Source organism: Crateriforma conspicua, assembly GCF_007752935.1.
GTDB lineage: Bacteria > Planctomycetota > Planctomycetia > Pirellulales > Pirellulaceae > Crateriforma > Crateriforma conspicua.
Genome location: NZ_CP036319.1, coordinates 956,704 through 971,625, shown reverse-complemented (window position 1 = coordinate 971,625; position 14,922 = coordinate 956,704). Strand labels below are relative to the sequence as shown.

11 protein-coding genes are annotated in these 14,922 nt (G+C 60.1%); 6 read left to right on the top strand and 5 right to left on the bottom strand.

Annotated elements, in window-relative coordinates:
* Positions 1 to 33: 33 nt before the first annotated feature.
* Entirely contained in the window at positions 34 to 2,823 is a 2,790-nt protein-coding gene (gene treZ / locus Mal65_RS03500) for a malto-oligosyltrehalose trehalohydrolase (RefSeq protein ID WP_145293682.1), read from the bottom strand.
* Between the two features lie 266 nt (positions 2,824 to 3,089).
* Between treZ and Mal65_RS03495 the strand changes: the two genes are divergently transcribed.
* Together Mal65_RS03495 and Mal65_RS03490 are read left to right on the top strand one after the other, a co-directional pair.
* Entirely contained in the window at positions 3,090 to 4,394 is a 1,305-nt protein-coding gene (locus tag Mal65_RS03495; RefSeq protein ID WP_196784534.1) for an endonuclease/exonuclease/phosphatase family protein, read from the top strand.
* Positions 4,385 to 5,620, top strand: a complete 1,236-nt coding sequence (locus Mal65_RS03490) for a glycosyltransferase (RefSeq protein WP_145293680.1) — start codon at positions 4,385 to 4,387, stop codon at positions 5,618 to 5,620. The genes Mal65_RS03495 and Mal65_RS03490 overlap by 10 nt, the downstream gene beginning before the upstream one ends.
* Before the next feature lie 77 nt (positions 5,621 to 5,697).
* Here Mal65_RS03490 and Mal65_RS03485 read toward each other — a convergent pair whose 3' ends face one another.
* On the bottom strand, positions 5,698 to 6,963 hold the full coding sequence (locus tag Mal65_RS03485; RefSeq protein ID WP_145293678.1) for an anti-sigma factor family protein: 1,266 nt from the start codon (positions 6,961 to 6,963) through the stop codon (positions 5,698 to 5,700).
* 299 nt (positions 6,964 to 7,262) lie between these two features.
* Between Mal65_RS03485 and Mal65_RS03480 the strand changes: the two genes are divergently transcribed.
* Entirely contained in the window at positions 7,263 to 8,123 is an 861-nt protein-coding gene (locus tag Mal65_RS03480; protein WP_174820125.1) for a class I SAM-dependent methyltransferase, read from the top strand.
* Here Mal65_RS03480 and Mal65_RS03475 read toward each other — a convergent pair.
* From Mal65_RS03475 to Mal65_RS03465, 3 genes are read right to left on the bottom strand one after another with little or no spacing between them, the layout of a single operon-like run.
* Entirely contained in the window at positions 8,104 to 9,945 is a 1,842-nt protein-coding gene (locus Mal65_RS03475; protein ID WP_145293676.1) for a GspE/PulE family protein, read from the bottom strand. The two genes, Mal65_RS03480 and Mal65_RS03475, sit on opposite strands and share 20 nt — an antisense overlap.
* A 34-nt stretch (positions 9,946 to 9,979) precedes the next feature.
* A complete protein-coding gene (locus Mal65_RS03470; RefSeq protein ID WP_145293674.1) occupies positions 9,980 to 11,188 on the bottom strand; it encodes a hypothetical protein in 1,209 nt (402 codons plus the stop codon).
* A 1-nt stretch (position 11,189) separates the two neighbouring features.
* Positions 11,190 to 11,714 carry a hypothetical protein gene (locus Mal65_RS03465; protein WP_145293672.1) on the bottom strand — a complete coding sequence of 175 codons (525 nt, stop codon included), beginning with the start codon at positions 11,712 to 11,714 and terminating at the stop codon, positions 11,190 to 11,192.
* A gap of 431 nt (positions 11,715 to 12,145) precedes the next feature.
* On the opposite strand from Mal65_RS03465, the gene rpsR reads away from it, so the two are divergent.
* The 3 genes from rpsR to Mal65_RS03450 all read left to right on the top strand — a co-directional run bounded on the left by rpsR (position 12,146) and on the right by Mal65_RS03450 (position 14,816).
* Positions 12,146 to 12,409, top strand: a complete 264-nt coding sequence (gene rpsR, locus Mal65_RS26910) for a 30S ribosomal protein S18 (RefSeq protein ID WP_196784533.1) — start codon at positions 12,146 to 12,148, stop codon at positions 12,407 to 12,409.
* The gene (locus Mal65_RS03455; protein ID WP_196784532.1) at positions 12,402 to 12,875 is read left to right on the top strand and encodes an acyl-CoA thioesterase; all 474 of its coding nucleotides are present in this window, start codon (positions 12,402 to 12,404) and stop codon (positions 12,873 to 12,875) included. Before rpsR ends, Mal65_RS03455 begins: the two co-directional genes overlap by 8 nt.
* Positions 12,876 to 13,004: 129 nt before the next feature.
* A complete protein-coding gene (locus tag Mal65_RS03450) occupies positions 13,005 to 14,816 on the top strand; it encodes an ABC transporter permease (protein ID WP_231131270.1) in 1,812 nt (603 codons plus the stop codon).
* Positions 14,817 to 14,922 lie beyond the last annotated feature (106 nt).

Genomic DNA, 14,922 nt, shown 5'->3' with positions numbered 1-14,922 from the left:
AAAGACGCCGATGCCCGGCGCTGACGTAACGCATCAACCGTCAGCCAAGCCGCGTGCGGTGATCAATGCTCGTGACACCGCGGGATGTTCTTGGCCGACGGCCCGTTCGGTCTCGTCACGATACTGATCGGCCATGGAATCCATCACCGTCGATTCACCACCGGGGCACTGCAGGTCGGCAGCGGAAACTTCGCCGGCCAAGCACACTTGAATCGTTGCGGCGACCTTGTCGTTGCTGTAACGCATGGCAAACACGTTCTTTGGTCCGGCCACGACCTCGTAACTCTGATCGCCAAAGCAATCAGCCTGTTGCAGTTGCTTTCGCAGCGCAATCAAATCGCGATACCATCGCCACATCGATTCTGATCCCGCCGACTTTGGACCGATCTTGGATGATTCCATGGCGGCCGGATCGGTGGGCAAGTGCCCGGCCGACCAATCGTGCTGTGGATATTCGCGGCGGCGTCCTTCGACCACGGATTGCCGAAGGTGATCATCGCCAAAATCGACAAAGAACGAAAACGGGTGGGGGCAAGCGAACTCTTCCCCCATGAACAGCATCGGAATGGCGGGCGACAGAATCAGCAACGCAGCAGCGGCACGTTGCGCCGGCATCCCGGCGATCGTGTGCAGCCTTTGGCCCAGCGGATGATTGCCGATGAAATCGTGATTCTGAATCGAATAGACCAAGCCCGACGTGTCCACTCGCGCCCCCGGCTCGGTTCGCTGGCGTGGCGAACGAACCGTGCCTTCGAAGACATAGCCCTGTGACATGACCTGTCGCAGATCGCTTTCGGCGTGATAGGTCCGCTGGGACAGTTGTTCGCCCGGACGCAAGACGGCAAACACGCTGTGCAGAAAGTCGTCGCACCACTGCGCGTCAAAGTTCATGCCGCCCTGTGACCGAGGAACCAACATCTGTGGATCGTAGATGTTGGACTCGGCGATCAGCAAAGGTTTGCGGCACGTTGAATCGCCCCACTTTCGAACCGCCTCGGACAGTTCCGCCACCCAGTGGGTTTCACTGTCGTCGGCGATGCAGTGAATCGCGTCGACACGCAAACCGTCGATGCGATATTCATCCAACCAGTGAATCGCGTTGGCGATTGCAAATCGTCGGACTTCACGATCGGTGGGCGGCTGGTCAAAGTTTGGTGCATCTCCCCAGACCGTGTGATGCTTGGCGGAAATGTATCCGCCCAGCGGATGCAGATAGTTGCCTTCCGGCCCAAAGTGGTTGTAAACGACGTCCAGGATGACAGCCAACCCTTTGCCGTGCGCCGCATCGACGAAATCACGAAACTGATCCGGCGTCCCATAGTCGGCCATGGGGGCAAACCAATCGACGCCGTCATAGCCCCAGTTCCAGCGTCCGCCACACGCCGCCACCGGCATGATTTCGATCGCATTGACGCCCAGATCGACCAGTTCGTCCAGTCGATCAATCGCCGCCTGATAGGTCCCCGCATCGGTGAACGTTCCCAGATGCAGTTCATAGATAATCAAGTCGTCACGACCGATCGAATCGGCGCATCGGTGTGACCATGCGTGCCGGCGGTCAACCACTTGTGACGGACCATGAACACCGTCCGGCTGAAAACGACTGGCCGGATCGGGAACAACGGTGTCACCGGACAACCGATAGCGATAGCGTGTCCCCGCAGGACACTCATTGACCAACCCCAGGTGATATCCAGCATCCGTACGACGCAGCCGATGGGCGGACACGGGTTGATCCGCCTGGTCGACCAGCAAGACTTCGACGTCTTGGTGCGAAGGTGCAAACACCACAAACCGGGTCGTATCCCGATGAATCAGCGTCGCCCCCAAGTGATCGTGCAGACGCTCAATCTCCACCGCAGAAGGACACATTGTTGCACCGGAGTCGCCGGCGGTATCCGGTGTGTCCCGCTGCACCAAGCCGAACCACTGGCACCCTTGCCAGACGCCGGCGGTGCTGTGATCGTCGGCCAAAAACAGCCGCCCCCGCCAACCCGATTCACGATGATGCCGCGACACGCGTGAAGCCAGGGTACGATCGGCATTGCCGACAACCACTGCTGGAATGCCGCTGATCAAGGCAGCCAAATCGTTCCCCGAATCACCGGCGAAGGCGATCTGGTCCGAATCGATCCCGAAGTGTTGGATCCACCAGTGCAGTGCATGGGCTTTGGTCACACCGCGGGGCATCACATCGATCAACCCGTCACCGTTGAACGGGTCAACGCTGTGAACGATGCCAAAGGGCAAATCTTGCTGATCCAGAAATTCACGAATCGCGGCAACCCGCTGCTCCAATTCGTGCTGGTCCGCGTAAAAGCTAAGCTTAAAGCGGGCCTGTTTTTCGGGCTCTTGCAATCGAATGCCGTCGATCGATTGCAACCGTCGCCGCAGATCATCCGCGTCGATGTCACCGGTGATCCGCGACAGTTCGTCGTCATAGGCTTGCAAACGTTCAAACCCATCGGTCACGACATCGCCGGCGGGCGAGCGATCCGCAGTGTCGCCGGTGTGACGGTGATAGATGCTGCTACCGACATCGCACAGAATCCATTCGGGCAAGGGCAGGTCAAACTGTCCGATCGCATCGCCCACCGATTCCAAATGCCGCCCCGTCAAAAACGCCATGCGCAAACGCGCCCGACCGGGCGTCGGACGGGTGGCTTGATGAAATCGCCGTAAAGCTTCGGTGCTGGCTTCGAGTCGGCATTCAGCTTCTTCGACCGACAATCCCCCACGGACCGCCTCCCGCACCTGCAGCGGGATCAGAGTGCCGTCCAGGTCGGTTGCCAAATACGAGTGCTTTGGTTGATTGGGTTCCATGAGATTCAATACTGAGCGAATGACGGATCAGGATTGGATGGGCTTTGACTGTCGAGCGACGCCGCCGGTGCCCGTCCCGGGTCTCGTTTGATAGGGTGTGAACAACGAAAACACTTGGCTTGACCGTTTGACGACGTCAACCGTGGCGGTGATCGGGCGACGCGATTGGAACACGCACGGGCGTGGGCGTCGACCGAACCGTCGTCCAGCCGTCTCCTTTCCGATCCGGATCCATCGCGATCCTGTATGTAGAGTGTGGATGTCGAATGAATCGCTGGATTTGCGTCATTGCAGTGCTGGCCATGGTGATCACCGGATGCGCCAAATCGGAACCCGATGCCACCGTATCGGCTAAGCCATCCGATTCTGATTCGACGCAATCGGCATCGCCGATCGCGGCCGATCCGGCGGTCTCCAGCGATCCGAACACCCAAGCCCCCCAATCGATGCCGGGCACTGTGAACTCACACGAGGCCAGCAGGATTCCGCCCAAGCCCGACGGCGTTGTTCGCATCGCCACTTTTAATGTTTCGCTGTACGGCAAAGCTCCCGGGCAAATCTTGGAACGCCTGGCCGACGGCAAGGACCAGCAGGCCGAACGGATCGCGGCGATCGTTCAAACGGTACGTCCGGATGTTCTGTTGCTGAATGAAATCGATTTTGACGAAGACGCAGCGACGGTAAACGCATTGAACGATTTGTTCTTTGCCGTCGGCAACACCGAACGCGACGGACACCGGTTCGACCACGTTCGTTCATTCCCCAGCAACACGGGCGTCGATTCGGGACTGGACCTGGACGACAACGGGCAACCCGGCCAACCCAATGATGCTTGGGGATACGGTGTGTACGAGGGGCAGTATGCGATGGCGGTGCTTAGCCGATTTCCCATCCAAGACGAACAAATTCGGACGTTCCAGAAACTGCGTTGGGCGTCGATGCCCGATCCTCAAGTTCCGGTCGATCCCGAATCGGGCGAAACGTACTACGACGAAGACGTTTGGAACCAGCTGCGATTGTCCAGCAAGAATCACATTGACGTGCCGGTGCAGATCGGCGAACGCGCTCTGCACGTTTTCGCCAGCCACCCGACGCCGCCGGTTTTCGACGGTCCAGAGGACCACAATGGATGCCGCAACCACGATGAGATTCGCTTCTGGACGGACTACTTGGACGGTTCGTCCGACGCCTGGATGATTGATGATGCGGGAAACCAAGGCGGCTTTGGTTCCGACGCCCCGTTTGTGATCATGGGCGACCTGAATGCCGATCCGGTTCGCGGCGACGGCCGGCGTGACGCCATCATCGGATTGCTGGAACACGATCGCACGACCGATCCGCAGGCCAGCGGCGCGGCGGTCGCCGAAAAGGAACCTTCCGATAGCGTCAGCCCCCACGCGACGGCCGATTTTGGTCGCAACGGATGGATGCGGGTCGACTACGTGGTGCCTGATCAATCGCTGGAACTTCACGACAGCGGTGTGTTTTGGCCGGGGCCGGATTCCCCGCAACGCTATTGGATCACCGCCAGTGATCACCGCTTGGTGTGGATTGACGTCGTATGGCCGTGACGCCCGATCCAAACGCCCCCATCCGCGTGCTGTTGATGATCGGATCGATGGACGGCGGCGGCAGCGAACGACAAATCCTGCATTTGTTGCGTCATCTGGATCGCGCCCGATTTGCACCGCATCTGTACCTGAAACGTGCCGAAGGAATCTTTCTGAAAGCCGTTCCGCCGGATGTTCCGGTCCACGTGGCATCGGATTTTGCCACAGGCAACCAACGCAATTGGCCCGGTCGAATCCACCGCCAGGAATCACGCGAACTGGCGACGCTGCTGCGTGATGAACAGATCGATGTCGTTTACGACCGCACGTACCACATGACGTTGACTGCGTCGTCGGCTTGCCGACGGTGTCGCGTGCCCCGTGTTTCCACGATCGTCAGCCCGCCAAGCCACGCGTTGCCGATGGTCGAAACGAAATTCATTGCCTGGAAACGTCGTTTGCTGGCGGTGGCCTATCGCCGATCCTTCCAGGTGATCGCGGTCAGCCGACAATCCGCCGAATCGGCCGCCCAATTTTATGGATTGTCGCCCAATCGCATCCGAGTCATTCCCAATCCAATCGATTTGGATGCGCTGCGCAATGACGCCGCGGATGCGGAAACACGAATCGGCCAGCAGCACCAACGTTTGCGTCTGGTCTGCGTCGCCAGAATGACGCCGGAAAAAGGGCACGAGGTTTTGCTCGCTTCACTGCGGAAGCTGCAGTCCGGGCCGGTCGCCAACCGCATTGCGGTTCAATTGGACTTGGTCGGCGACGGACCGTTGCGGCCAAAGCTTCAAAAGATTGTCGCATCCAACGGCTGGAACGATCCGACCGCCACGTCCGAACCCGGGCGTCCGACCAATCACTGGGTGCGATTTCTGGGCCGATCGGAACGTCCGGCGGCGCACATGGTGACGGCCGATGCCTTGGTACTGCCATCGCTGTTCGAAGGCATGCCCAATGTCGTGCTGGAAGCATTGGCGTTGAAGGTCCCGGTCATCTGTACGACCGCCGGCGGTACACCAGAAATCCAGCGAGACAAGCCGATCGCTTTCTGGGCAGGGCAGGGCAATGCCGATCAACTGGCTGCGGCGATCGCGGCCATGTCACGCAATCCTGAAAGAGTCAGCCGTCATGTTGAAAACGGTTTCGATGTGATTGAGCAACATCACAATATGCGACGAACCACCGAAAGGATCGAAGACATCCTGTCGGCCGCCGCCGGTCGCGGAATCGACCGCTAAGCCCTGGCAATCGCCTTGGGCCGCGGCGGCGATTCAAGCGAACGGCCGAAACACTTGGTTGAAATTCTTGGTCGGGCCTAGCGGACCAAGATAAAGACGTTGGACATGACGTCCGGCCCGTCATCCGCACCACCCGGCTGTAGCCCGGCAATGGCATCGGGGACCAACGTTGCTTGCAGTGGCAGGAATGCACGGTCGGCCAGGCTGTCCACCAGCCTGGACGATTCTGCCGAATCGATCATGTCGCCAAAGTCGTGACGAACCGACGTCGGTTTGACATCAGCGAACTCCGATGCAACGCCTAGCACTGGGGCATCCGACGCCAAGCTAAGTCCCACGGATTCGACCTGCTCGCGATCCGCCAGCAGATTCATGATGAAGCGGTCCAGTTGCTTCGCCGGGGCTTTCAAATACATCAGCGAACCTGACAGGTTGGCATCGTCCACCGCGTTAGCGACGGCACCCAAAACAGACGGGTCAACCGGTTGTTCGCTTTCGTCGGCCACGCGTGCACGCTGCATCGCATCACGGATCGGTGCCATCCCCAAACGCTTGTCGACCAGCCGGATGTCCAGCACCAAAACGGCCTTGGTCGAACGTGACCGGCCCGTTGCCGATGCGCCGACCAGAGAATCCAACACCGCAGCGTCTTCGGGCGGTGCTACCGTGTCCGCCGCCGCTGGCGTCATCGCCGCGGCATCTTTCGGTTGCGTTCGGCTGGCGACCGTATCCGGTCGTGGCAGCACGGTTTCACGCGACGTCGAATCGATCAAATCATCGGTGTCGGCATCCGCTTGCACCAGCATCGAATCCTGCTGGATCGACGACGGATCCGCTTGAGGCATCTCCGGTGAAACCACAACTTGGTTTTCAGGCTGAGTTTCAACATCGCGGACGCCCGACGGATCGGTCTGCGCCAGACCATTGATCGGATCGACCGGTGATGGGTCGGGCAACAAGACGACGGCCACCGCAACCGATGCAGCCAACGCCAGAGCCGCACCCACGGCAGCGACGCGTTTGACCGGCACCGCGATGGCGGTTCGTACGGGTTGTGTCGACGCTTTCAACAGCGGGTGGCTGTCTTCACAACCTTCCAGACGGGCGCGCTGGATCGCCGCTTCAACGACTCGATCGGCAAATCCATCGGGAAGGACGCTGGATTCGCTGTCGGAAAGTTCGCGCAGACGATCCCCCAGGTCGCGGAGACCTTCCAGATCCGCCCGCGCACCGGCGTCGTGTCGCAGACGGGCTTCGATCCTGGCCTGCTGTTGCGCATCAACGGCACCATCCAAATAGCCGCTGAGCCGTTCTTCGATTTCGGGGTCTAAATCAGACATCATTCACGATTCGTTCAAGGACCACGCCGCGTTATGTTATCCGGATCGTCTATCCGGCGTGACCGACCAGGCCGATGGGTTTCATCCATGAAACTGCAGCCCCAGGCAACGCTGGCGGCTTCGTCGGCACGGTCGTGCGGTCGGTGGTGATTCATGGCATCGGATGACCACCGCGTTGCAAAAGTTCCCGCATCGTGGGCCGGATTCGAAAAACCACGCATTTTTTTCGCGTTTTTTCGAGTATCCCCCCACGCGACGCTCATCTTCCCCGTTTTCATCGGCCCTCGAAGGCCGGCCACGCCATGGATCCACGAAACGCCGCATTGCGGGCCAATCGCCACACTTACGATGCGATGGCGGCGAAGAAAGATCCGCTTTGCCGCCCGGCCAGCGACGCGGAATTGGCCGATCCGCTGTCCACGGTGGACCCGATCGGCTGGCTGGGGGGATCGATTAACGGTTGGCGTGTGTTGTGTTTGGCCGCGGGCGGGGGGCGTCACAGTTCGCTGTACAGCGCCGCCGGCGCGCAGGTGACGGTGGTCGACTACAGCCCCGCGATGCTGGAACTGGATCGGCAAATGGCCGCCCGCCACGGTCATCGGGTGCGGATCATCGAAACCAGCATGGACAACCTGGCGGGGTTGGGTGACGAATCCTTCGACTTGGTCGTTCACCCGGTCAGCACCTGTTACCTGCCGGATGTGTCCGGTGTCTTTCGCGAAGTCGCCCGGGTCACCAAGCCCGGCGGACTGTACATCAGCCAGCACAAGACACCGGTCAGCCTGCAAACGTCTTTGCGTCGCGGTGGCGGTGGCAGCTATGAAATCCTGCATTCATACTATCGACGCGAACCAGTGCCTGCACCGGAGCATTGGTCGGCGGCGGCACGCCGACTGCGTGAACACGGTGCCACGGAATACCTTCACCGCTGGGAAGAACTGATCGGCGGAATTTGCCGATCGGGATTTGTGGTCGAAGATTTGACCGAACCCATGCACGCGGATTCGACCAGCGCCGCCGACTCGTTTGCCGACCGATGCCGGTTTGCGGCGCCCTACGTTCGCATCAAGGCTCGTCGCAGAACAACAACCACGGGTCCAAACCATCGCGCGGCCGATGCTGCGTCATCACCTTCGACGGCCCCTAAGATCTGGACCCCATGACGGTCCCGCTTCGCAGTGCGTCTTGAACACTGACGTGCCCGGCCAGCAAGTGCGTCCTTGTCTGTTCGGCCAGAGTCAGAACGCCTTGCCGACGCGCGATGGTTTTAAAATCGCTGGCCGATCGAGTGACCGAACCGGCGTCGTTCCAAACGTCGTTTCGATCAATTTCATCGGGGATCCGTATCACTTCATACAGATACATCGTTCCTTGATACCCCGACTGGTCACACGCGTCACATCCGGCGGCCTGGTATAGCACGGCATCTTGTGTCAACGACAAACGCTGGGCGGTCGCCCGATCGGGACGCGTCGGTCGGCGACAATGATCACACAGCCGTCGTAGGCTACGTTGGCCGATGATGCCGGACAGCGATGAGGTGAAAGGCGCAGCGGAATCGCCGTAGCTGCACAACCGACGAAAGCCCGACAAAGAATCGCTACTGCGCATCATGCCGATGACAAGCGCGCCGGCCGACGCCGCGTCGGCACACAGACGCGAGGTGGCTGCATTCCAAGGTTCACCGAGCAACAACACATCGGGATCTTGGTTCAAGCAGACCTGCAAGGTTTGCGCCATCCCCAAGCCGGCCGCCTCGCAGGTCAGCACTTGGTTGATGCCGGGCATCGCCACCGTTCCACGACGCTCCGCCGAGCACACGTTGCGGGTGACGTCGTTCAATTCAGCGGCACAGGCCTGCATGGTGGCCCGCTTTCCGCTGCCCCGCGGCCCGCAAATGGCGACCAGCCCATGAGACGATTGCAGGATCGCGCGTACCCGCGCCAACTGGACCGAGTCCATCGACAACGCGTCCAAAGATTCCGCGACTGCCGAAAGTTCGCGCAGCCCCAGAACCATGCTTTCACCAGCGGCGGTCGGAAAAGTCTGTAGGGAAACATGAAAACGTTTTCCGCCACGCAGCAGGGTGAATCCGCCTTCCTGTGGCAGACGACTTTCGCTGCGACGAACACGCGATCGCAACTTCAACGCGTCGCTGATCTGGCGATACAAAGCACCGGAAAACTCGCCGTGCACTGACAAGCGGCCTTCGGCGCGGATTCGAATGCGACAGGTGTCGCCGGCGGGTTCCAAGTGAATATCCGTGGCGGCTTGGCGAATCGCCTCGGCCAGAAGATCGGCGATGGCTTGGTCGGATTTCGATGCAGCGCCGATCGACAGCGCGCGTTTGGCGGCATCGATTTCGTCGGACGTCCGTTCCGTTGTCGGGGCATGACCCGCCGCGCGTTGGATCGTCGCACATTGATCGTGCGAACGGTCATCGCAGGTCCCCGCAGCCTTGCCGTGCCGCAGCAAGCCATCCTGCCGATCGGTCTGATCATGCAACGCGACGATCAGCCGTCCGACGACATCGGCGGTGGCAAACATCGGACGAATCCGGCGATCCAATTGGCGACCGATCGCATCGGCGTGACGCAACCCGTCGGGACAGGCGACGGCCACTTCCAAAGTGAGGCCGTCATCCGCCAACGGTGCCAGCGAATGCTTTTCGCACACCTCCTTGGGAATCGATTCGGCGACCGATCGGTCGACCGGCAATGGTTCATCGGCGGGCGGATCAAAGACGGGGATCAGATACATTTGCGAAAACGCATGGGCGATCGCCGTCTGGTCGATCAATCCATCGGTGCCCAGAACCGGGGCGTTGCCGACACCGTCTTGCACCGGAGAATCGTTGGCATCCTCCGGGGCCTCGCACCAGCGCAGCACGGCATCGGGATCCATGCGTCCCACCTGCATCGCCCACTGACTGGTACCGGCGGAACCCTGAGGGTCAACGGAGATCTCGTTGGAGATGGATTTCATCACGTGGTGACTCTTTGACACAAAACAGCGGTGGCTAATGGGTCCGAGATCCCAGCGGGGCAGGGCGGACGATTCTTTGAAAGCAAGCCTGGGACCATCGACCCAACGCAACAAAACGAACGGACCAGGAGCGAATCGTTGACGTCGCCGAATGCATTGGCGGACGTTCTCGCCGGCCGACAACCGTCCTGGACAAGGCCGACGGCCCGCCGGACGACATCGAACGGGCGTCTTCGTTTGCCGTCCGACGGTGCGGGGAATGGGTGTTCGGTGGGGTTGAGTGCGGTGAAGACGGTGGTGTGGACGATCCACCGTTGGAATCAGCAAATTGGCCGCGCAAAGCCAGGTTCACCACGATGGATTCAGGATCCAGCGTCTGAGCGGGCAACCAAGTCCAGCGTTGTCCCCATCGACATCCCCAAGCGGTGGTGGAGATCAAGGATTTCAATTCGTCGCGGCCATAGACGACCACCAAATCGGCCGCAAAACGCGAAGCGGGACGATGACGACACAAGCGACCGGACGCTTCATCGACCAAGCCTTCGACCACGTCCAAGACCCCGGACGCTTCATCGCCACCGGGCAGCGGGCAACGACGCACCAGCACTGGCACACCACCACAGCAAACGCAAACCCATTGGTCACACAGCCCCAAGAAGACGTGCACCGCGACCATCGACGACGACCGGGACGGTTGATTCCAACCGGCCGATGGCACAATCAAATCCGGCGTGATCGCAACGACCTGTGATTGATCATTCGCGACGTTCAACCTCTGTCCGCCTGGACCGCCATGCAGTGCAGACACGATCGAACGCAATTGACCGCCGGGCGTGGACACGTCCACCCGATGCCCACCGAAGTGATCGCTTAAACGAAACGACTGCAGGACAGTACCGGCGTCCATTTCACGTGACACGCCGTTGCACCGGAGCTGCCTGTCGGCGAAATCCTTTAGCGATTCGACCGGACGAGGCTGATCGGATGAAACTCGCACTTCGCAAAGCGACAGTGGGCATCCCACCACCAAACGATCCGCGGAAAGATCATGCCCCAGGGAACTCAAGAGGTCCGAGAACGCGACATCTGCGGCCGATCGAGTGTAATCCTGTGACGCATGGCGAAACGAAAACCCTCCCCACCAAGTTCGGTGCACTCGGCAAGCATACAAAACGTTGGCGTCCCAGTGGACAGCCGTGCTGGCTTGCGATTCCGGAATGGATTTCAGTTTCGCGACGTCCACATCACCGATCCGAATCGCCGTGGAGGTCGGGTCGCCCGGCCCAACCGCCGGCAAGTAGATCAGGCGAAATATCGTTGCGAGGACGCAATTCTTGGGGAATCAAATCACCGGTCACACTGCTGCGACGTGAATCGAACCCCTGTTCGGTGAAAATCACGGTGTACTTGTTGTCGGTCGCCGTACCGGCGCGGGTCAGCGTCAGGCTCCACGCATCAGTGGTGCTGTCGACTGGTCCGATCGAGAAATGGATCGGGGCGGTGCGGTCCAAGTCCAACTGGCTGAGGTTTCCCGCATAGTGTCCTGCCTGGGCGTGAAAATCGACTTGTGCTTCGCGAACGCTGTTCAGGAAGTCGAAAGCATCGGTGGCCTTTTCACGTTCCATGTTCGCCATCACCCGCGGCACCCAATAAACCGCGACCGCGCCGATGACCAGCACCAGCGAGACTTCGACGACAGAAATGCCACGCCGTGGACGCCCCTCTGGTCGCTGCGGGCATTGATTCAAACGGGTATGGAATAACGACATGATTCTTTTCGCCCCGGTCCGGTGGCTGGGCGGCGGATCGGTTCGCCTGGTTCGCATTTGCCGCCGTGCCCACCGCGGGCGACATCGGCCGAGGTCGATTCGCATCGCCAAACCGCCCGTGGGCTTGCGGGAACGAATGCCGACCTAGGAAACCCTTAGGCCGCCGCCGGGCGTTGAGACGGACAATTCGGCGGACATTGGGGGGGCGAGATGGCGACGATGGGGGCACCGGAACTGAATCGAGCGATTTTGTGGATCGTGACGATTGATCGTCCGAATCAAAACGGACGTGAAATACACTTGCCGGTCGCAGCAGGTTTCGCCATACTCCGCGATCCGCAGTTTGGCGAGCCGGCGGTGAAAGATCGCGCCGGCCGTGTAGTCCGTTCGTCCTGCAGACAAGTTGAAAAGACTGTATGCCCCCACGTCCCATGAGCTCGCGTAGTCGAGCCCGCAAACGTTCACGCGTCCGTTCACGTACCCGCAAAAAGGACCCGATCTTCGTCGATGGCGTCCGCCCACGTCCGATGTACGTGGATTACAAGGACGTGGAATTGCTGAAGAAGATGGTCAATCGCCAAGGCCGAATCGTCGGTCGACGCAAGAGCGGCTGTACCGCCGTCAGCCAGCACGCGGTCACCGCGGCTGTCAAACGAGCCCGCTTCATGGCTCTGATGCCCTACGTCGGTGAATAAACCGGACGTCTTTTCGGTCCAGCGTCGCGTGGAGTTCTGCGAAACCGACGCCGCCGGCATCGTTCATTTCGCCGCATTTTTCCCGTGGATGGAAAGTGCGGAGCACGCCTTGCTGCGGTCGCTGGGGATTTCTGTTTTGCCCCGGCACCGGGATGACACCAAACCGCTGACTTGGCCCCGCGTTTCCGCCCAGTGCGATTATTTATCGGCGGCCCGCTTTGAAGATGAATTGACGGTCGACGTTTCGGTCCGCAACATCGGCCGCAGCAGCGTCACCTATCGATTCACGTTCCGGTGCGGCGATCGAATGTTGGCCCGTGGGCAGGTCGTCTCGGTCTGCTGCGAATTGGCGGCCCACGGCAAATTGACCAAGGCACCGATTCCCGATTCGATCCGCGACGCGCTTTCGTGCTATTTGGACGCCCCGGAATCCTCACGGACTTCGCCGGATCAGCCAAGCGTCTGAGTTGTTCGGACGAAGTTCGGCACCGGCACTTGAAATTGCCAGAAGTCTGACGGATTCTGTCAAACCCAATTGGGCCTCAAGGCGTAGCAAAGCCGTGCTCGTCATCCCATCCGCCGGACCGATCCCTTCATGTTCGACATCTGCGTTCCCCCCGCCCTTCTTGACTGTGGTTTCGTCGATCCCAGCGTTGGCCTGCATGGTTTTTCAGACGCGTTGATGTCCAACGGCCTGTTCGTCGGCCAGGCACTGAAGTGGCTGCCGACGTGGCTGACGCCGATCTGGGTGCTGGGCGTGGGCATCGCAGCGGGTGCAGTGGTTGCAGCGGCCATTTTCGCCGTACTGGCCGTCCTGTCGTTCATCCCGGGCCTGGGCAATATTCCCGATAACCCACGTCGCGGCGTGATCGCATCGCTGATTTTGGGAATCCCCGTCGGCCTGGCGCTGTGCGGTTGGTACATGCCACAGACGGAAGAAAACGCGGGCGTGTTGGTCTTGCCGTTGATGTTGGTGGGCCTGCTGGTCGGATTCAGCGTGATCTACGGGATGTGGCATCGCACGCGTTCGGAGTGGTTTTCGATGCTGGGCGAGGGTGTGATTCCCTACGTGCTGGGAACGCTGGGCGTGTTGGCCTTGATCGGACTCGGATCCACACCGCTGGTGGAATCACCGCAAGAGATCCTGGCATCGGTTCCCGCCGTCAACATCTTTACCGACGGTGTGACCACCCACGAAGTCGAGATCCCCGCGGCATCGCCGGACGCCGAACCTGATGACGCCCCGTTCCATCCGGCCGAAATCGAATACAACACCCGCAGCACGTCCGAACTGACGATCCGCAGCAACCGCACGGTCTTGTTGGCCGACGCCGACGACCCGGCTCGCTTTTCGACTTCGCCGTTCCGGGTCGATGCCGGTGAAGTGCTGGAATACCGATACGAAGACCGCGACACGCCGCCATTGCCGCCGGATTCGTCAAAGCTGCACATCCAGAACCGTGAAATTGACCCCGCCACGGTGGTCTTCACCTTCGTCAACTTGCCACAGATTCCGCAGGCAAGTTCGATCGTGTACACGGCCCTCGCGGTCGTCGTGTTGATCGCCGGATTGATGGTCTTTCGCCAAGCGGCACCTCGGGTTTGGGCCCTGGGTTTGTCGACGGCCAAGAACGAAATGGCCCAGCCGCTGTATTTGATTTTGATCGCACTAGGGGTGGTCGGGATCCTGTTCTTTGGGATCTATCCGTTCAACACCCTGGGCGACGACATCCGTGTGCTGAAGGACAGCGGCGTGACGCTGATCATGGTCTTGGCCATGTTGCAGGCGGTGTGGAGTGCGGGAACGACCGTCAGCGAAGAAATCGAAGGCCGGACCGCCCTGACGGTGCTCAGCAAACCCGTCAGCCGACGTGCATTTGTCCTGGGTAAGTACACCGGAATCATGCTGACCGTGCTGGTGATGTTCTTGATCATGGCAGCGGTCTTGATTTTGGTGCTCAGCTACAAGCCGATTTTTGAGGCACGTGAACTGACAAAATCGGCACCGGTGTGGCAGGAATGCCATGAACAGATCATGTCCGTGCTGCCCGTGCTGACGCTTTATTTCATGGAAACGATGGTGATCGGCGGCATCGCGGTTGCGTTGGCCACCCGGCTGCCCCTGCTGGCCAATTTCATCACCTGCTTCATCGTGTACGTGATCGGTAATTTGACGTCGCCTCTGGTGGCGTCGGCCCAGGACAACAATGAATTGGTGGGATTCGTCGGTAAATTCATTGCCGTCATCGTCCCCAATTTGAACGTCTTTAACGTCCAAGCGGCGGTGGATACCGGAAATACCATCCCACCGATCTACTTGGCCGGAGCATTCAATTATCTTGTGGTTTTCGTGGTCGCGATTTGGATGCTCGCGATGTTGTTATTCGAAGACCGCGATTTGGCATAACCCGCCACGACCTGTTGCATCGGAACGGCCCCCACACCGGCTCCGTTGTGGTGGACGGTGCGGGCATCGGCCCATCGCACAGCGTGTCCGCTGGGCCTGCAACGGG

Excerpts from the sequence above, each read along its gene's own strand:
- Mal65_RS03450 (WP_231131270.1), top strand. The coding sequence starts at position 13,005 with ATGTTCGACATCTGCGTTCCCCCCGCCCTTCTTGACTGTGGTTTCGTC.
- Mal65_RS03475 (WP_145293676.1), bottom strand. The coding sequence starts at position 9,945 with ATGAAATCCATCTCCAACGAGATCTCCGTTGACCCTCAGGGTTCCGCC.
- Mal65_RS03465 (WP_145293672.1), bottom strand. The coding sequence starts at position 11,714 with ATGTCGTTATTCCATACCCGTTTGAATCAATGCCCGCAGCGACCAGAG.
- rpsR (WP_196784533.1), top strand. The coding sequence starts at position 12,146 with ATGAGCTCGCGTAGTCGAGCCCGCAAACGTTCACGCGTCCGTTCACGT.
- Mal65_RS03495 (WP_196784534.1), top strand. The coding sequence starts at position 3,090 with ATGAATCGCTGGATTTGCGTCATTGCAGTGCTGGCCATGGTGATCACC.
- Mal65_RS03480 (WP_174820125.1), top strand. The coding sequence starts at position 7,263 with ATGGATCCACGAAACGCCGCATTGCGGGCCAATCGCCACACTTACGAT.
- Mal65_RS03490 (WP_145293680.1), top strand. The coding sequence starts at position 4,385 with ATGGCCGTGACGCCCGATCCAAACGCCCCCATCCGCGTGCTGTTGATG.
- treZ (WP_145293682.1), bottom strand. The coding sequence starts at position 2,823 with ATGGAACCCAATCAACCAAAGCACTCGTATTTGGCAACCGACCTGGAC.
- Mal65_RS03485 (WP_145293678.1), bottom strand. The coding sequence starts at position 6,963 with ATGATGTCTGATTTAGACCCCGAAATCGAAGAACGGCTCAGCGGCTAT.